Raw genomic sequence first — 18,152 nt, 5'->3', positions numbered from 1 at the left:
GCCGGGAAGGTGGGAGGCGCCCACCACGAGGGCGGGGACGGCGTCAGGCACGCGCGCGTGGACGTCTCCGCGCTGGTCCACACCCGCACCCACCACCCCGAGGCGATCGCCGAGGCCGCCGCCCGGCGCGCCCGCAGACCGCTGCTCAACGAGGACGGCCGGCTGATGATCGTCGCCGCCGACCACCCGGCCCGCGGCGCCCTCGGCGTCGGCGACCGCAAGCTGGCCATGGCCAACCGCGCCGACCTGCTCGAACGCCTCTGCCTCGCCCTGTCGCGGCCCGGCGTCGACGGCGTCCTCGCCACCGCGGACATCCTCGACGACCTCCTGCTGCTCGGCGCCCTCGACCACAAGGTCGTCATGGGCTCGATGAACCGCGGCGGCCTCCAGGGCGCGTCCTTCGAGATGGACGACCGCTTCACGGGCCACCGTCCCGAGGACATACAGCGTCTGGGCTTCGACGCGGGCAAGCTGCTGCTGCGCATCGACTACGACGACCCGGGCTCCCTGACCACCTTGGAGTCCACCGCCCGGGCCATCGACGACATGGCCGCCCGGCGGCTCCCGGTCTTCGTCGAGCCGTTCATCAGCCGCCGTACCCCGGAGGGCAGGGTCACGAACGACCTGTCCGCCGAGGCGGTCACCAAGTCCATCGCCATCGCCTCGGGCCTGGGCGGCAGTTCGGCCTACACCTGGCTGAAGGTGCCGGTCACCGCCGACCCCGACGACATGGCCCGGGTCATGGAGACCTCGACGCTCCCCGCCGTCCTGCTGGGCGGTGACATCGGCGACTCCCCCGAGGACCAGGACGCGGCGTACGAGAAGTGGCGCGGCGCCCTGCAACTGCCCACCGTGCGCGGCCTGGTGGTCGGCCGCTCGCTGCTGTACCCGGCGGACGACGACGTGGCCGCCGCCGTGGACACCGCCGTAGGACTGCTGTGAGGGCCGCATGACCAGTAATGACCTGCACCTCCGCAAGGGCTCGACCGCGGGCGCCCAGTATGTCGTCGACATCGACCCCAAGCGGGCCGGGTGGGCGCACAGCAGTCTGCGGATCGTCGAGCTGGAGCCCGGCGGCACGCACATGTTCACCACCGGTGACAGCGAATGGATCGTGCTTCCGCTGGAAGGCGGATGTACGGTCCGGACGGAAGGAAACGAGTTCCAACTCCTGGGCAGGGACAACGTGTTCGGCGGAGCCTCCGACTTCGCCTACGCGCCCCGCGACGCCCGGGTCCAGATCGCCTCCGGCGCGGGAGGCCGCTTCGCCCTGGCAGGAGCGAAGTGCGAGCGACGACTCCCCGCCCGCTACGGCCCCGCGCCGGAGGTCCCCGTCGAGGTACGCGGCAGCGGCAACTGCTCACGCCGCGTCCGCAACTTCGCCTCCGCCGACTCCTTCGAGTGCGACAAGCTGATCGCCGTCGAGGTGATCACGCCCGGCGGCAACTGGTCCTCGTACCCGCCGCACAAGCACGACGAGCACCGGCCGGGCGAGGAGTCGGAGCTGGAGGAGATCTACTACTTCGAGATCGACGGTCCGAACGGTTTCGGGTATCAGCGCGTATTCCCCTCCCGTGAGGGCGGAACCGACGTCCTCGCCGAGGTCCGCTCCGGCGACGCCGTCCTCGTTCCCGACGGATGGCACGGCCCGTCGATCGCCCAGCCCGGGCACGACATGTACTACCTGAACGTCATGTCCGGTCCGGGCGAGACCCGCGAGTGGCGGATCTGCTTCCACCCGGATCACACGGAGGGTTACCGATGACCTCAACGACGAGGCTCACGGTCGCGCAGGCGCTCGTCCGGTTCCTGTCCGCCCAGTACACGGAGCGGGACGGAGTGCGCAGGCGCCTGATCGGCGCCACCTGGGGCATCTTCGGCCACGGCAACGTCGCCGGGATCGGCCAGGCGCTCATCGAGTACGCCGCCGACATGCCGTACCACCAGGGCCGCAACGAGCAGGCCATGGTGCACGCGGCCGTCGGCTACGCACGTCAGTCGAACCGCCTGTCCACGCACGCGGTGACGACCTCCATCGGCCCCGGCGCGACCAATCTGGTCACGGGTGCCGCCCTCGCCACCGTCAACCACCTCCCGGTCCTGCTCCTGCCCGGCGACGTCTTCGCCGCCCGTCCCGCCGACCCGGTCCTGCAGCAGCTCGAAGTCCCGTACGCGGGCGACGTGTCGGTCAACGACTGCCTGCGCCCGGTGTCGAAGTACTTCGACCGGATCACCCGGCCCGAAGCCCTGATCCCGGCCGCCCTGCAGGCCATGCGGGTGCTCACCGACCCCGTCGACACCGGCGCCGTCACCCTCGCCCTACCGCAGGACGTACAGGCGGAGGCGTACGACTGGCCGGACGAGTTCTTCGCCGAGCGCGTGTGGATCGTACGGCGGCCGGGGCCCGACCCGGTCGAACTCGCCGAGGCCGTGGGGGTGATCCGGGCGGCGCAGAGGCCGCTGGTGATCGCGGGCGGCGGTGTCCATCACAGCCGTGCCGAGGACGCGCTCGCCGAGTTCGCCGAGGCCACCCGCATCCCCGTCGCCTCCACCCAGGCCGGCAAGGGCTCCCTGCGCTGGGACCACCCGCAGGACGTCGGCGGCGTCGGCCACACCGGCACGGCCACCGCCGACGAACTCGCCCGCACCGCCGACCTGGTGATCGGCGTGGGCACCCGGTACACCGACTTCACCACCGCCTCCGGCACCCTTTTCGCGAACCCGGACGTCCGCTTCCTCAACCTCAACGTCGCTCCCTACGACGGCCACAAGCTCGCCGGGCTCCCGCTCGTCGCGGACGCCCGCAGCTGCCTGGAGGAGCTGACCGAGGCACTGGAGCTGCACGACCACCGGGTCGCCGACGCGTACGCCACCGCGTACACGGAGGACAAGGAGCGCTGGGAGCATCGCGTCGACGCCTGCTACGAGGCCGACGAGCCGGACGTACGGCCGACGCAGCCGCAGGTCCTGGGCGCGCTGGACGCGATAGTCGACGAGACGGACGTGATCATCAACGCGGCCGGCTCCCTCCCCGGCGACCTGCACAAACTGTGGCGGGCACGGTCGAGGGACCAGTACCACCTGGAGTACGGCTACTCCTGCATGGGCTACGAGATCCCGGCCGCGATCGGTGTGAAGCTCGCCGCCCCCGACCGGCCCGTGTGGGCGCTGGTCGGCGACGGGACGTACCTGATGATGCCGACGGAGATCGTGACCGCGGTGCAGGAGGGTGTCGCGATCAAGATGCTCCTCGTGCAGAACCACGGGTACGCCTCGATCGGCGGGCTGTCCGAGTCGGTGGGCGGCGAGCGGTTCGGCACCGCCTACCGCTTCCGGGCCGAGGACGGCACCCACACGGGTGCCCCGCTGCCCGTCGACCTCGCCGCCAACGCGGCCAGCCTCGGTATGCGCGTGCTGCGCGCGAAGACCGTACGGGACCTGCGCGCGGCGCTCGCCGAGGCGCGGGCCGCCGACACTCCCACATGTGTCTACGTGGAGACCGAAACCGCAGACACTGTGTCGGGCGCGCCTCCGGCGCAGGCCTGGTGGGATGTTCCTGTGGCGGAGACCGCGACCCGATCGTCCGCGGTCAAGGCACGTGAGCTGTACGAACGGCACGTCTCTACCCGACGCCGCCATCTGTGAAGGAGTAACCGGGCATGACGAAGATCGTCAACCACTGGATCGGCGGCAAGACCGTCGAAGGCGCTTCGGGCACGCACGGGCCGGTCACGGACCCGGCGACCGGCGTGGTCACCACCAAGGTCGCGTTCGCGTCCGTGGACGAGGTGGACGCGGCGGTGGCCGCCGCGAAGGACGCCTACGCCACCTGGGGCCAGTCCTCGCTGGCCCAGCGCACCTCGATCCTGTTCAAGTTCCGCGCGCTGCTCGACGCCCACCGCGACGAGATCGCCGAGCTGATCACCGCCGAGCACGGCAAGGTGCACTCCGACGCGCTCGGTGAGGTCGCGCGCGGTCTGGAGATCGTCGACCTGGCCTGCGGCATCAGCGTGCAGCTCAAGGGGGAGCTGTCCACGCAGGTCGCCAGCCGCGTCGACGTGGCGTCGATCCGGCAGCCGCTGGGCGTGGTCGCCGGCATCACGCCGTTCAACTTCCCGGCGATGGTCCCGATGTGGATGTTCCCGATCGCCATCGCGTGCGGCAACACCTTCGTGCTGAAGCCGTCCGAGAAGGACCCGTCGGCCTCCCTCAAGATCGCCGAGCTCCTTGCCGAGGCCGGTCTGCCGGACGGCGTCTTCAACGTCGTCCACGGCGACAAGGTGGCCGTCGACCGCCTCCTGGAGCACCCGGACGTCAAGGCCGTCTCCTTCGTCGGCTCGACCCCGATCGCCCGCTACATCCACACCACCGCCTCCGCCAACGGCAAGCGCGTACAGGCCCTGGGCGGCGCCAAGAACCACATGCTGGTCCTGCCGGACGCCGACCTGGACGCGGCCGCCGACGCCGCTGTCTCGGCCGCCTACGGCTCCGCGGGCGAGCGCTGCATGGCGATCTCCGCGGTCGTCGCGGTCGGCGCCATCGGCGACGAGCTGGTGGAGAAGATCCGCGAGCGCGCCGAGAAGATCAAGATCGGCCCCGGCAACGACCCGGCCTCCGAGATGGGCCCGCTGATCACCAAGGTCCACCGCGACAAGGTGGCCTCCTACGTCGAGGGCGCGGCGGCCGAGGGCTCTGAGGTCGTGCTCGACGGCACCGGCTACACGGTCGAGGGCTACGAGGACGGCCACTGGATCGGCATCTCGCTGCTCGACAAGGTGCCGACCAGCGCGAAGGCGTACCAGGACGAGATCTTCGGCCCGGTGCTGTGCGTGCTGCGCGTCGACACGTACGAGGAGGGCGTCGCCCTCATCAACGCCTCGCCGTTCGGCAACGGCACCGCGATCTTCACCCGGGACGGCGGCGCCGCCCGCCGCTTCCAGCTGGAGATCGAGGCCGGCATGGTCGGCGTGAACGTGCCGATCCCGGTGCCGGTGGGCTACCACTCCTTCGGCGGCTGGAAGGACTCGCTCTTCGGCGACCACCACATCTACGGCAACGACGGCACGCACTTCTACACCCGCGGCAAGGTCGTCACCACGCGCTGGCCGGACCCGTCCGAGGCCCCGGCGGGCGTCGACCTGGGCTTCCCGCGCAACCACTGAGACGCCGGTACGACACGGTGCCCCGTCCTCCGCGTGGCAGAGGGCGGGGCACCGCCGCGTCCGGGCTCAGCCTTGCTGCTTCTGCTGCTGCTTCAGCAGCTCGGTGAGGTCACCGGTCTGCGCGGCGGGCGGGGCCTTGACCGTGGCCGTCTTGCCGAACTTCTTGAAGTCCGTGGTGACGGTGGCGGAGCCGAACACCTGCTTCATGCGGACCGGCAGGTCCTTGTCGTTCACCCAGATGTCCATGGTCATCGAGCCGTTGGCGCCGGTCATCTGGTTGAACGCGTTGTTCTTGTCGCCGTAGAGGTCCTTGAACTTGCCCATCTGGTTCGCCTTGATCACGGCGTGGTAGTGGGTCGCGCTCTGTCCGTCGACGGTCTGCTTGCCGAGGTCGTCGACGTCGTTGGCGTACTTCAGGGCCTTCATGGAGGCGACCGGGCTGCCGCCGCCGGTGCCCCCGGCCATCGCCTGGCCGCCCTTCTCGCCGAACACCGCCGAGCCGTCGATCTTCATCCACTCCTTGCCCTTGAGCGGGCCGGAGGGCTGCGGGTCGATGTCGTAGTAGTAGGCGCCGTGCACGAAGAGCATCCGGATCTTCGGAGAGCTCGTCAGGCGCTGCATCTGGACGGCCTTGGTGTCCATGTCGACGTCGAAGGCGAAGCCGTCGCCCCAGGAGTACGTGCCCTCCATGGTCACCGGGCCCGTCCCCGTGCCCATGTCGGTGCTCATCGCCACCTCGGCGGAGCCGAGGTTCTGCGTGCGGTCCGTGGCCCGGGCCAGCGCCGCCATGACCTTGTCGGCGTTGTCCACGGCCTTGGCCGCCGTCTTCGCGCCCTCGGCGCTGCACGCGGAGGTCGCCACCAGCGCCGCCGCCGTGAAGCCCACCCAGGCCGCGGTGTGCCGCAGCTTCATCTGTCCCCACCCCGAAATTCCTGTGTGTCGTTTGTGACCGCTGCACTCTAGCGGGCCCCCCTGACACCGGCGCGACCGGATTTCGGGCGTCCGGATTCCGGACGTCCTGACGTTTTTTTGACGCCCCACCTGCGATTCTCGTACGGACCCGAGGCGCAGCGGACCTTGGGGAAAGTGCTGAATACGCGATCAAAGACGCTGTCGATCAACGAATTCCGTAGGTGAACAGCCATTGACGTGCTGGTTTTCGTCGGGGTTCCATCAGCGCCGGGAGCGAGAGAAACATGTACGACGCGAGCCGCCGGAGGCGATAGCGCTCCCGCCCGAACCACCACCGCACGAGTCGATCGGAACCGCCGCATGACCGACACGCTCCGCCCTGTCGAGACCGCTGTCCTGGAAGGCGCCCCGGGCACCTCCGACAGCCCCCAGAAGCTCAAGCGTTCCATCGGAGTCGTCGGCGGCACCCTGCTGACGCTGTCGTGCGTGACGCCCGCCTCCACGCTCTTCGTGGTGGTCCCCGACCTGTTCGGTTCGCTCGGCACGGCCACCGCCCTGACGATCGCCATCGGCTCCCTGCTCTGTATCGCCGTGGCGTTCTGCTACTCCGAGCTGGGCACCCTCATCCCCAGCGCGGGCGGCGAGTACGCCATGGTGTCGACGATGGCCGGGCGGCTGGCGGGCTGGCTGGTCTTCGTGCTCTCCCTGCTGGTCGTGATGATCGTCCCGCCGGTGATCGCGATGGGCACGGCCGACTACCTCGCCCCGATCGCCCACCTCGACCCGGCGATGACCGGCGCCGGCGTGATGCTCCTCGCCACCCTGGCCGGCCTGCTCGACCTGCGCGCCAACGCCTGGATCACCGGCATCTTCCTCGTCCTGGAGGTCATCGCCGCCGGCGTCGTGGCCGTGCTGGGCTTCAGCCACGGCCACCGCGGCCTCGGCAGCCTCACCTCGATGCAGGTGGCGGGCGAGAACGGGCACACGGACACCGTGACGGCCATGCTGGTCGTCTCCGGCCTCGCCATCGCCCTCTTCGTCACCCAGGGCTTCTCCACCGCCGTCTACCTCTCCGAGGAGCTGGAGCACCCGCGCCGCAACGTCGCCCGCACGGTCCTGGCCACCCTCGCCATCTCCACCGTGATCATCCTGGTCCCGGTGGTCGCCATCACCATGGGCGCCTCCGACCTCAAGGAGCTCACGGGCGGCGACATCAGCTCCATGGTCACCGCCTGGTCCAACTCCGCCGTCGGCACCTTCGTCAGCCTCTGCGTGGCCCTCGCGATCATCAACGCGGGCATCGTCATGGTCATCCAGAACTCCCGCGTCCTGTTCGCCTCGGCCCGCGACAAGGCCTGGCCCGAGCCGGTCAACAACGTCTTCTCCAAGCTCGGCCGCTTCGGCTCCCCCTGGGTCGCCACGCTCGCGGTGGGCGTCCCCGGCGCGCTGCTCTGCTTCGTCAACCTGGACACGCTGTACGGCGTCACGGGCGTCTCGGTGACCGGCATGTACCTGCTCGTCGCGATCGCCGCCCTGCTCTCCCGGCGCGGCTCGCACAAGCACACGCCCGCCTGGCGCATGCCGCTGTGGCCCGCGATGCCGGTCCTGCTCATCGCCGTCCTGGCGTACATCCTCAGCCAGCAGGAGGTGAGCTACCTGCTGTGGACCGGCGGCATCACGGCCGTCGCCACCCTCTACTGGGTCTTCTACCTCCGCCCGCGCCGCGAGACCCGCTGGCTGGTGTCGATCCCGGAGGACGCGCAGGCGTAACCGGCCCGCTCAGTCGAAGTCCCACGTCACCACCGAGCACGTACCCTCGCCCTTGCCGCCCGCACTGCGATAGGCGGCAAGGGCGACGTCGTTCCCGGTGTCGACCAGGACCCACATCCCGTAGCAGCCCAGCTCCCGGCCCAGCGCCGCGAGCCGGCCGACCAGCGCCCGTCCGATGCCCCGGCGCCGGTACGGCTCCGCGACCGCGAGCTCGTACAGGAACATCTCGGTGCCCTTGTCGGGGTGGATCGTCTCGACGCCGCTGACGAAGCCGACGGGGGCGTCCGTGCCGTCCTCGTAGGCCAGGAACAGGTGGTGTCCGGCGGCCGTCAGGAACCGCTCGGCCCACTCGGTGCGGACGGCGTGGTCGAAGAGGTCCCCGGCTGCGGCGACTTCGCAGACGGAGCCCGCGCGACGAATCTCCATGAGCCTTCGTACCACGGCTGGTGTACACGCGGAGAGGCCCGTACTCCTGGGGGAGGGGGCGGGGTTCAGCCCGGCGGCTGCATCGGATGTCGGCGGCGGACCGTACCGTTGACGCATGGATCTTCGAATGCCCGGTCTCGGCGGGCTGCTTCGGCGGCCGCGGCGGATACTGGCCGCCGCGGCCGCCGTCGTCGTGCTCGCCGGTGCCGGGACGTGGACGGCCCTCGCCGCCTCCGACGACGCGCCCCCGGTGCGCCGGACCGACCGGGTCATGAACATGGGCGACGGGGTGCGCATCGACACCTCCTACTTCACGTCCACCACCGCCGGCCGCCGCCCGGCCGTCCTGCTGGGCCACGGCTTCGGCGGCAGCAAGGACGACGTACGGCAGGAGGCGCAGGACCTCGCCCGTGACGGGTACGCGGTACTGACCTGGTCCGCGCGCGGCTTCGGGAAGTCGACGGGGAAGATCGGGCTGAACGACCCGAAGCACGAGGTCGCCGACGTCTCCCGGCTCATCGACTGGCTGGCGAAGCAGCCCCAGGTACGGCTCGACAGGAGCGGCGACCCGCGCGTGGGCGTGGCCGGCGGCTCGTACGGCGGCGCGATCTCCCTGCTCGCCGCCGGGTACGACGACCGGGTGGACGCCATCGCCCCCGCGATCACCTACTGGAACCTCGCGGACGCCCTGTTCCCCGACGGCGTGTTCAAGAAGCTCTGGGCCGGCGTCTTCTTCAACACCAGCGGCGGCTGCGAGAAGTTCGAGCCCGAGCTGTGCCGGATGTACGACCGGGTCGCCGAGTCGGGCAGACCGGACGCGGCCGCGCGGACTCTGCTGGAGGAGCGCTCGCCGTCCGCCGTCGCCGACCGCATCAAGGTGCCCACGCTCCTGGTGCAGGGCCAGACGGACTCCCTCTTCACACTCGCCCAGTCCGACGCGGCCTCGAAGGCGATCCGCGCGAACGGGGCCCCGGTCGACGTCGACTGGATCGCGGGCGGGCACGACGGCGGCGACATGGAGTCGAGCCGTGTGCAGAAGCGGGTGACAGCCTGGTTCGACCGCTACCTCAAGGGCGACAAGGGCGCCGGTACCGGCCCGGCCTTCCGGATCACCCGCACCGGAGGCATCGACTCCACCGACGGCGCCGCCTTGCTGCGCGGGGCGAGTGCCGACGCCTACCCGGGCCTGGAGAGCCACCGGCGCACGATCGCCCTGACCGGCGGCGAGCAGCGCTTCGCCAACCCGGCCGGGGCGAGCCCGCCCGCCGTCTCCGCCCTGCCCGGCCTCGGCTCCGCCGGCGGCCTCGCCCAGCTGTCCTCCCTCGGCGTCGGGGTGTCCCTCGACTTCCCCGGCCAGTACGCCAGGTTCGACTCGGCCCCGCTCGACAACGACCTGCGGATCACCGGATCGCCCACGGTGACCGTCCATGTGAAGTCGACCGGCGACGACGCCGTCCTCTTCGGGAAGGTGTACGACGTCGGCCCCGACGGCACCCAGCAGGTGCTGCCCGCCCAACTGGTCGCCCCCCTCCGGGTCGAGGGCGCCAAGACCGGCAAGGACGTCCAGGTCACGCTCCCGGCGATCGACCACGAGGTGCAGAAGGGCCACCGGCTCCGCCTGGTCCTCGCCTCCACGGACCTCGGCTACGCCTCCCCGGCGGCCCCGGCCACCTACACCGTCTCCCTGAAGGGAGACCTGAGCGTCCCCACCGCCCCCGGTGTCACGACCGCGGCGGCCTCGCTGCCCGCGTGGGTGTGGTGGCTGCCCGTGGCCGGCGCGGCCCTCGCGCTGACCCTGCTGGTCACCGGCCGCCGTCGTACGGCGGTCCCCGCGCCCGACCCCGCGCTGGCCGAAGTCCCGCTCCAGATAACCGACCTCAGCAAGCGGTACGCGAAGTCCTCCGACCGGTACGCGGTGCGGGAGCTGTCCTTCCGCGTCGAGAAGGGCCAGGTGCTGGGCCTGCTCGGGCCGAACGGCGCGGGCAAGACGACGACCCTGCGCATGCTGATGGGCCTGATCAAGCCGGACGGCGGAGAGATCCGCGTGTTCGGGCACGCGATCCGGCCGGGTGCGCCGGTGCTGTCCCGGGTGGGTGCGTTCGTGGAGGGCGCGGGCTTCCTGCCGCACCTCTCCGGCCGCGAGAACCTGGAGCTGTACTGGCAGGCGACCGGCCGCCCGCCCGAGGACGCGCACCTCGCCGAGGCCCTGGAGATCGCGGGCCTCGGTGACGCGCTCGCCCGCGCGGTGCGCACCTACTCCCAGGGCATGCGCCAGCGACTCGCCATCGCCCAGGCCATGCTCGGCCTGCCGGACCTCCTCATCCTCGACGAGCCCACCAACGGTCTCGACCCGCCACAGATCCGCGAGATGCGCGAGGTGATGATCCGCTACGCGGCCGCCGGCCGCACGGTGATCGTCTCCAGCCACCTCCTGGCCGAGGTCGAGCAGTCCTGCACCCACCTGGTGGTGATGGACCGCGGCCGCCTGGTCCAGGCCGGCCCGGTCGGCGAGATCGTCGGCTCCGGCGACACGCTGCTCGTGGGCACCCCCGCACCGGTGGAGGAGCCCGTCGTCGAGAAGGTGGCCGCGCTGCCCGGAGTCGCCTCCGCGGTCCGCACCGAGGACGGACTCCTCGTCCGCCTCGACGCCGAGGGGAGCGCGTCCCGCCTGGTCGCCGAACTCGTACGGCTCGACGTGCCCGTCACCTCGGTCGGCCCCCACCGGCGCCTGGAAGACGCCTTCCTCACCCTGATCGGAGGTACCCCGTGAGCACGCTCACCGAGCCCGTCGAGGTGGCCTCCGGCTACCGCGCCGGGCGCACCCTGCCGCTGCGGGTGGAGCTGGTCCGCCAGCTCAAGCGGCGCCGCACACTGATCATGGGCGGGATCCTCGCCGTACTGCCGTTCGTGCTGGTGATCGCCTTCGCGATCGGCGGTGACCCGGGCAGCCGCAACGGCCAGGTCACACTGATGGACACGGCCACCGCGTCCGGCGCCAACTTCGCCGCGGTGAACCTGTTCGTCTCGGCCGGCTTCCTCCTGGTGATCCCGGTCGCCCTGTTCTGCGGTGACACGGTCGCCTCGGAGGCCGGCTGGTCCTCCCTGCGCTATCTGCTCGCCGCGCCCGTGCCCCGGGCCCGGCTGCTGTGGTCCAAGCTCGTCGTGGGGCTCGGGCTCAGCCTGACGGCGATGGTGCTGCTGCCGCTCGTGGCGCTCGCCGTCGGCACGGCCGCCTACGGCTGGGGCCCGCTGCAGATCCCCACCGGCGGCGCGCTCGACGCGGGCACTGCCGCCCAGCGCCTCCTGGTGGTCGTGGCGTACATCTTCGTTTCCCAACTGGTAACCGCCGGGCTCGCGTTCTGGCTGTCGACGAAGACGGACGCCCCGCTCGGCGCGGTCGGCGGCGCGGTCGGCCTGACCATCGTCGGCAACGTCCTGGACGCCGTCACCGCCCTCGGCCACTGGCGCGACTTCCTGCCCGCGCACTGGCAGTACGCCTGGGCCGACGCCGTACAGCCGCACGCCGAGTGGAACGGCATGATCCAGGGCACCGCGATTTCCATAACGTACGCGCTCGTGCTGTTCGCCCTGGCCTTCCGGGGTTTCGCCCGCAAGGACGTGGTCTCCTAGGTCACCGGAAGATCACCCACCGGTCTCGGCGGGCCCGCTCCGTGGCCGCTTCGAGACGCATCCGCAACGCTCCGTGTCGCACGTTCCGTCAGCCCGCGCCGTCACAGTCACAGATGTCGACGTCAACCGGCACAGGGGGCAGACGAGATGGAGCAGTACCGGATACGGCGGACACGGAGTGTGCTGATCGCCCTCGCGGCGGCGGGCGGGCTGCTGCTCACCGGCTGCTCCGCGGGCGGCAGCGCCGACGGTTCCCACCGCGAGGCGAACAACGGCGCTTCGAACAACGGGGGGCCGAACAACGGCGGGCCGAACAACAGCGGGTCGAACAACGGCGGTTCGAAGAACGGCGGGCTTCCGGCCCCGGCCCGCAGCCAGGGTTCGCGGGAGGCTCAGGACGAGGAGCGGAGCACCCCGGACCACCTCTCCACCTTCGCCCTGGACGTCGACACCGCCTCCTACGGCTACGCGCGCCGCACCCTCGCCGACGGGCAGCGGCCGGACCCGTCGACGATTCGTCCGGAGGAGTTCGTCAACAGCTTCCGCCAGGACTACCGGCGCCCCGACGGCAACGGCTTCTCCGTCACGGTCGACGGCGCCCGCACCGACAAGAACTGGTCCCTGGTCAGGGTCGGCCTGGCCACCCGGACCGCCGAGGAGACCGCCGAACGCCCGCCCGCCGCCCTCACGTTCGTCATCGACGTCTCCGGCTCCATGGACGAACCGGGCCGTCTGGACCTCGCCAAGCGGTCCCTCGACACGATGACGGACCGGCTGCGCGACGACGACTCGGTCGCGATCGTCACCTTCAGCTCGGAGGCCGAGACCGTGCTGCCGATGACCCGTCTCAAGGGCCACCGGGGCGAGGTCCACGACGCCGTCGACGGCCTGGAGGCACTGTCCTCCACCGATCTCGCCGCGGGTGTCGAAACCGGGTACGCCACCGCCGTCGAGGGCCTGCGCAAGGGCGCGACCAACCGGGTCGTCCTCGTCTCCGACGCGCTCGCCAACGACGGCGACACCGACCCCGACTCCATCCTCGAACGCATCTCGACGGCCCGCCGCGAGCACGGCATCACCCTTTTCGGCGTCGGCGTCGGCAGCGACTACGGCGACGCCCTGATGGAGCGCCTCGCCGACAAGGGCGACGGGCACACCGTGTACGTGTCCGACACCGAGGACGCCCGCAAGGTGTTCTGCGAGCAGCTCCCGCAGAACATCGAGCTCACCGCCCGCGACGCCAAGGCCCAGGTCGCCTTCGACCCGCACACGGTCGCCGAGTTCCGCCTCGTCGGATACGACGACCGCAGGGTCGCCGACGACGACTTCCGCGACGACCATGTCGACGGCGGCGAGGTCGGCCCCGGCCACACCGTGACCGCGCTCTACGTCGTCCGCACCAGGCCCGGCGCGTCGGGCCACCTCGCCACCGCCACCGTCCGCTGGCTCGACCCCGGCACCCGCGACCCGCACGAGGCGTCCGGCGAAGTGGAGACCGGCGCCTTGACCGACTCCGTCTGGAGCGCGACGCCCCGCTTCCAGGTCACCGCGGTCGCCGCCTACTTCGCCGACGCCCTGCGCGAGGGGGACGACCGGTGGAACCGGCTGCCGGGTGACCCGGGGCTCCGCGGACTCCACCGGCACGCCGTCGATCTGGCCCGCGTCACCGAGGATGGGGCGGTGAGCGAACTCGCCCAGGCGATCGAGGAGGCGGACCGCTCAGGGGAGTAGAAGGGGAGTAGAACGGGAGTCCGCGTGCGGCGAAACCCATTGACCAATGCTTACGCGTGAGTAAGTTGACCTTTCGTCAAGCGCGTTCGGCAGCAGGACAGCAACAGCCGCGACCGGGAGCCGTCATGGGCGTACGCAAGGACTTGAAGCGGGCACGGCAGCGCACCGACCTGGCGGCCCGCACCAGGGTCGAGATCGTCAGGGACGAGCACGGCGTCGTACGCGAGGCCCGCACCCCGGCGCTCGCACCGGGCAGGACGACCGGCTCCACCGCCGACCTGCCCTTCACCAACGCGGCCGAGGCCCCCGACGCCGTGGTCCTGCGCCGCCGCGAGAGCGGTGTCTGGCGCCCGGTCACGGCGGCCGCCTTCGCCCGCGATGTCACGGACGTCGCCAAGGGACTGATCGCGGCGGGCCTCGAACCGGGCGGCCGGGTCGCCGTCATGTCCCGCACCCGCTACGAGTGGACCGTCCTGGACTTCGCCGTCTGGGCGGCCGGCGGCCAGACCGTCCCGGTCTACGCGACCTCCTCCGCCGAGCAGGTGGAGTGGATCGTCCGCGACTCCGGCGCCCGCCACGTCGTCACCGAGACCGCCGAGAACGCCACCACCGTCGCCACCGGCACCGCCGGCCACCCCGACCCCCCGCGCGTCTGGCGGCTCGACGAGGACGCCCTCGCCGAGCTCACCGCCCTCGGCCGGGACGTCCCCGAAGAGGAGGTCGCCAAGCGACGTACCGCGCTGACCCCCGACACCGCGGCCACGGTCTGCTACACCTCCGGCACCACCGGGAAGCCCAAGGGCTGCGTCCTCACCCACGCCAACCTGCACGCCGAGGCCGCCAACACGGTCGAACTGCTCCACCCCGTCTTCCAGGCGGTCACCGGACAGACCGCCTCCACCCTGCTCTTCCTGCCGCTCGCCCACATCATGGGCCGCACCCTGCAGATCGCCTGCCTGATGGCCCGCATCGAGATCGGCCACTTCCCCAGCGTGAAGCCCGACGAACTCCGCCCGGCCCTGAGGGAGTTCCGCCCCACCTTCCTGGTCGGGGTGCCGTACCTCTTCGAGAAGATCCACGACACCGGGCGCGCGACCGCCGAGCGAATGGGCCGGGGCGCGTCCTTCGACCGCGCCGACCGGATCGCCGTGCGCTTCGGGGAGGCGTATCTGCGCAAGTTCCTGGGCACCGGCAAGGGCCCCGGCCCCGGCCTGTACGCCGCCTGGGCCCTGTACGACCTGCTGGTCTACCGCCGTGTCCGCAAGGAGCTGGGCGGCCGCCTGCGATACGCCATCAGCGGCGGCTCCCCGCTCGACCGCAACCTCAACCTGTTCTTCGCCGCGGCCGGAATCATCGTCTACGAGGGATACGGCCTCACCGAGACCACCGCGGCTGCCACCATCGTGCCCCCGCTGGGGCCCCGCCCCGGCACGGTCGGCCCGCCGATCCCCGGTGCGGCTGTTCGCATCGCCGACGACGGCGAGGTACTGATCAGGGGCGGGCTGGTCTTCGGGGCCTACTGGAACAACCCCGCCGCGACCGACGCGGTGCTGCGGAACGGCTGGTTCGCCACCGGCGACCTCGGCTCCCTCGACGACGACGGCTACCTCACCATCACCGGCCGCAAGAAGGACATCCTCGTCACCTCCGGGGGCAAGAACGTCTCCCCGGCCGTCCTGGAGGACCGGCTGCGCAGCCGCTCGCCGGTCGGCCAGTGCCTCGTCGTCGGCGACAACCGCCCCTTCGTCGCCGCCCTGGTCACCCTCGACCCCGAGGCGGTCGCCCACTGGCTGTCCGTACGGAAGCTGCCCGCGGACACCCCGCTGTCCGGGCTCGTACGGGACCCGCGGCTGCGCGCCGAGGTGCAGAGGGCGGTCGACTACGCCAACGAGGCCGTCTCGCGCGCCGAGTCCATCCGCGCCTTCACCCTTGTCGAGGGGGAGTTCACCGAGGAGAACGGGCTGCTGACGCCGTCGCTCAAGGTCAAGCGGCACGCGGTGACGGCCGCGTACGAGGAGGAGATCGAGGCGCTGTACCACCCGTGACATACGAACGGCGGGTCACCGGTGGACCGGTGACCCGCCGAGGCGGAGTGCGAGCTCAGCCGTTGGTGGTGCCGTTGCCGGACAGGGCCGAGATGTCGTCCAGGATGTGCGACAGCGGCTCGTCGCCCTTGGCCTGCGTCGAGTTCTCGACGCACTGCTGGTTCTGCGGGGACGACAGGACCGGGACGTCCTGGACCGCGACCGGGACGAGACCGACGAGCGAGCCGACGTTCGCCTTCGCGGGCAGGCCCACGCACGGCTTGTTGAGGGAGCCCTGGACCAGCGACAGCTGCGGGCTCAGGTCACCGGCGGTGGCCGAGTTGCCGAACATCGACGTGGCGCCGGTGCCGCTGGCGGACGTGGTGCCGTTGTCGTTGCCGATGGCGAGCGCCTGGGGGGCGGCCGCGGCCCCGAGACCGGCGACGGAGGCGGCGACAGCCGCGGTTGCCCACAGCTTCTTCATGTTCTTTCCCTTCGAAAGGCGGACTCCGGGGAGGAGCTGCGTGATCGTCAACTGTTTGGAGCAGGTGAGGGTTGCGGGGGTTGGTCCGATCGGCCCAGCTCATTCCGATCATGGGAAAAACACCCCTGTATCCCCTGTGTCCCCCGTACCCTCCGTATCCCCCGTTCGCGGAGCGTGAAGGGGCGGTCTCTCTTCGGCGTCACGCGAAGCAACGTAGAACGGCGGGCCACCGAGAACTCGGTGGCCCGCCGTTGGTGTCCCGGAAGGGGGTCCGGGAATCGCCCGATCAGTGGTTGCCGGTGCCGTTGCTGGACAGGGCCGAGATGTCGTCCAGGAGGTGCGACAGCGGCTCGTCGCCCTTGGCCTGCGTCGAGTTCTCGACGCACTGCTGGTTCTGCGGGGACGACAGGACCGGGACGTCCTGGACCGCGACCGGGATGACGCCGACCAGCGAGCCGACGTTCGCCTTCGCGGGCAGGCCGACGCAGGGCTTGTTGAGGGAGCCCTGGATGAGCGCCAGCTGGGGGCTCATGTTGCCGTACGTGGCCGAGTTGCCGAACGACTGGCTGGCCCCGACGCCGCTGGCGGAGGTGGTGCCTTGGTCGTCACCGGTCGCCAGCGCGGGAGAGGCGGCGGCGGCCGAGGCACCGACGACGGAAGCGGCGACCGCGGCGGAAGCCAGAACCTTCTTGATCACTTGCTGTTCCCTTCTGAAGAAACCCCGTCCACCGGAGCGCCCTGGTTCAACTGCCGTCGGGCCGCATGGTTGCTGCCATTCACCCGGTCGGCGCAAGCGAATTTCATGGGGCGCAGGGGGCCGATCGGGTGACGTTCCGCAACCATTCCTGGCGCGCCTGGTTGATGCAAGAGAGGGAACGTGCGGCTTGGCGAGGAGCCGGAAAGGCAAATTCTCCTCAGGCGATGGAGTGAAGGCGTTGGGGTGAATTTCCGGGCGCCGTGCGCTCCGCAGTTTCCTCGCCTGCCCATCCCTCGTTCTACAGCCTGCCGGTCATGGTGCGAGCCGTACAAGTCGTGCTCGCTCGGCTTCGGCCGTCATAGGGGCGTGACCGCAGAGAAGGGAAGAGTTCATGAAGGAGACCGCCGCTGTCATCGTCGGCGCCATTCTGGCTGTGGGGGCGGCCGTTCCGGCGTTCGCCGACACCGGCGCCCAGGGTGCCGCCACCGGGAGCCCGGGTGTCCTGTCCGGCAATGTCGTCCAGATCCCCGTGGAGATTCCGATCAATCTGTGCGGCAACTCAATTGACGTCGTCGGCCTGCTGAACCCGGCATTTGGCAACGCCTGCGTCAACCAGTGACGACGTAACGCAACGCATCAGCCAACCGGCTGTGTCACGGTCGGCCTCGGACCGTTGATCCTTGGATTCTCCGTTCCCGGGTCGGCTTTCCCATTTCTTCAAGCAGGAAGACCAACGAGATTGCGACAGACCCTGAGCAAGGGAATGGTCGCGGCCGCCGCCGCGACGAGCATCCTGTCCCTGTGCGGTGGCGCCGCGCTCGCCGACACGGATGCCAACGGGGCCACCAAGGACTCGCCCGGAGTCGCGTCCGGCAACACCGTCCAGGTCCCGGTCCATGTGCCGGTTAACGCGTGCGGCAACTCGGTCGGTGTCGTGGCCGCGCTGAATCCGGCGTTCGGCAACGCCTGTGCCAACGGTTCGGGTTCGGGTACGGGTACGGGCAACAGCTTCTCCGGCTCGTCGGCGTCCGGCAGCGCGGAGAACTCACCCGGCGTCGGCTCCGGCAACACCGTGCAGGTGCCGGTGCACGCACCGGTGAACGCGTGCGGCAACACAGTCAACGTGATCGGCCTCCTCAACCCCGCCGCCGGCAACAGCTGCGGCAACCACGCCGGGCAGCCTGCGGTGCCGCCGCCCGTCGTCAAGCATCCGACGACGCCTCCCACTACGGGGCAGCCGACGACGCCTCCCACTACGGGTCAGCCGACGACGCCTCCCACTACGGGTCAGCCGACGACGCCGCCCACTACCGGGC

General features: G+C 70.9%; 15 protein-coding genes. 11 read left to right on the top strand and 4 right to left on the bottom strand.

Annotation, left to right across the window (positions count from 1 at the left end; genetic code table 11):
* The first annotated feature begins 9 nt into the window (after positions 1-9).
* From ACIPSA_RS05085 to mmsA, 4 genes are read left to right on the top strand one after another with little or no spacing between them, the layout of a single operon-like run.
* Positions 10-942: a deoxyribose-phosphate aldolase gene (locus ACIPSA_RS05085; protein WP_402629504.1), complete on the top strand. Its 933-nt coding sequence runs from the start codon at positions 10-12 to the stop codon at positions 940-942.
* A gap of 7 nt (positions 943-949) precedes the next feature.
* Complete coding sequence (iolB, locus tag ACIPSA_RS05080; RefSeq protein WP_402628778.1) at positions 950-1,765, top strand: 5-deoxy-glucuronate isomerase; 816 nt, start codon at positions 950-952, stop codon at positions 1,763-1,765.
* The gene (gene iolD, locus ACIPSA_RS05075; RefSeq protein ID WP_402628776.1) at positions 1,762-3,645 is read left to right on the top strand and encodes a 3D-(3,5/4)-trihydroxycyclohexane-1,2-dione acylhydrolase (decyclizing); all 1,884 of its coding nucleotides are present in this window, start codon (positions 1,762-1,764) and stop codon (positions 3,643-3,645) included. Before iolB ends, iolD begins: the two co-directional genes overlap by 4 nt.
* A gap of 14 nt (positions 3,646-3,659) precedes the next feature.
* A complete protein-coding gene (gene mmsA, locus ACIPSA_RS05070) occupies positions 3,660-5,162 on the top strand; it encodes a CoA-acylating methylmalonate-semialdehyde dehydrogenase (protein ID WP_402628774.1) in 1,503 nt (500 codons plus the stop codon).
* Positions 5,163-5,228: 66 nt separating this feature from the next.
* On the opposite strand, the gene ACIPSA_RS05065 is transcribed toward mmsA, so the two are convergent.
* Positions 5,229-6,074, bottom strand: coding sequence for a hypothetical protein (locus ACIPSA_RS05065; protein ID WP_402628772.1), 846 nt, complete (start codon positions 6,072-6,074; stop codon positions 5,229-5,231).
* Positions 6,075-6,434: 360 nt separating this feature from the next.
* On the opposite strand from ACIPSA_RS05065, the gene ACIPSA_RS05060 reads away from it, so the two are divergent.
* A complete protein-coding gene (locus ACIPSA_RS05060; protein WP_402628770.1) occupies positions 6,435-7,844 on the top strand; it encodes an APC family permease in 1,410 nt (469 codons plus the stop codon).
* 9 nt (positions 7,845-7,853) lie between these two features.
* On the opposite strand, the gene ACIPSA_RS05055 is transcribed toward ACIPSA_RS05060, so the two are convergent.
* Entirely contained in the window at positions 7,854-8,270 is a 417-nt protein-coding gene (locus ACIPSA_RS05055) for a GNAT family N-acetyltransferase (RefSeq protein ID WP_402628768.1), read from the bottom strand.
* Between the two features lie 115 nt (positions 8,271-8,385).
* Here ACIPSA_RS05055 and ACIPSA_RS05050 point away from each other — a divergent pair, with 115 nt between their 5' ends.
* From ACIPSA_RS05050 to ACIPSA_RS05035, 4 genes are all read left to right on the top strand, one after another.
* Positions 8,386-11,040 (top strand): CocE/NonD family hydrolase, encoded by a 2,655-nt coding sequence (locus ACIPSA_RS05050; protein ID WP_402628766.1) that lies wholly within the window; start codon positions 8,386-8,388, stop codon positions 11,038-11,040.
* Entirely contained in the window at positions 11,037-11,900 is an 864-nt protein-coding gene (locus tag ACIPSA_RS05045; RefSeq protein WP_402628764.1) for an ABC transporter permease, read from the top strand. Before ACIPSA_RS05050 ends, ACIPSA_RS05045 begins: the two co-directional genes overlap by 4 nt.
* Positions 11,901-12,047: 147 nt before the next feature.
* Positions 12,048-13,631 (top strand): von Willebrand factor type A domain-containing protein, encoded by a 1,584-nt coding sequence (locus ACIPSA_RS05040; protein ID WP_402628762.1) that lies wholly within the window; start codon positions 12,048-12,050, stop codon positions 13,629-13,631.
* Between the two features lie 125 nt (positions 13,632-13,756).
* Positions 13,757-15,676 carry an AMP-dependent synthetase/ligase gene (locus ACIPSA_RS05035; RefSeq protein ID WP_402628760.1) on the top strand — a complete coding sequence of 640 codons (1,920 nt, stop codon included), beginning with the start codon at positions 13,757-13,759 and terminating at the stop codon, positions 15,674-15,676.
* Positions 15,677-15,731: 55 nt separating this feature from the next.
* Here the strand turns inward: ACIPSA_RS05035 and ACIPSA_RS05030 are convergent, their stop codons facing one another.
* Positions 15,732-16,139: a rodlin gene (locus tag ACIPSA_RS05030; RefSeq protein ID WP_402628759.1), complete on the bottom strand. Its 408-nt coding sequence runs from the start codon at positions 16,137-16,139 to the stop codon at positions 15,732-15,734.
* 286 nt (positions 16,140-16,425) lie between these two features.
* Entirely contained in the window at positions 16,426-16,836 is a 411-nt protein-coding gene (locus ACIPSA_RS05025; RefSeq protein WP_402628757.1) for a rodlin, read from the bottom strand.
* Positions 16,837-17,227: 391 nt separating this feature from the next.
* On the opposite strand from ACIPSA_RS05025, the gene ACIPSA_RS05020 reads away from it, so the two are divergent.
* Positions 17,228-17,455, top strand: a complete 228-nt coding sequence (locus ACIPSA_RS05020; RefSeq protein ID WP_402628755.1) for a chaplin — start codon at positions 17,228-17,230, stop codon at positions 17,453-17,455.
* A 120-nt stretch (positions 17,456-17,575) separates the two neighbouring features.
* The coding region (locus ACIPSA_RS05015; RefSeq protein WP_402628754.1) for a chaplin at positions 17,576-18,152 on the top strand (577 nt) is incomplete at its 3' end.

Source organism: Streptomyces sp. NPDC086549, from assembly GCF_044746205.1.
In the GTDB taxonomy this organism is placed as follows: domain Bacteria; phylum Actinomycetota; class Actinomycetes; order Streptomycetales; family Streptomycetaceae; genus Streptomyces.
The sequence above is the reverse complement of the archived record's forward strand: the minus strand, read 5'-3'. Positions and strand labels throughout refer to the sequence as shown.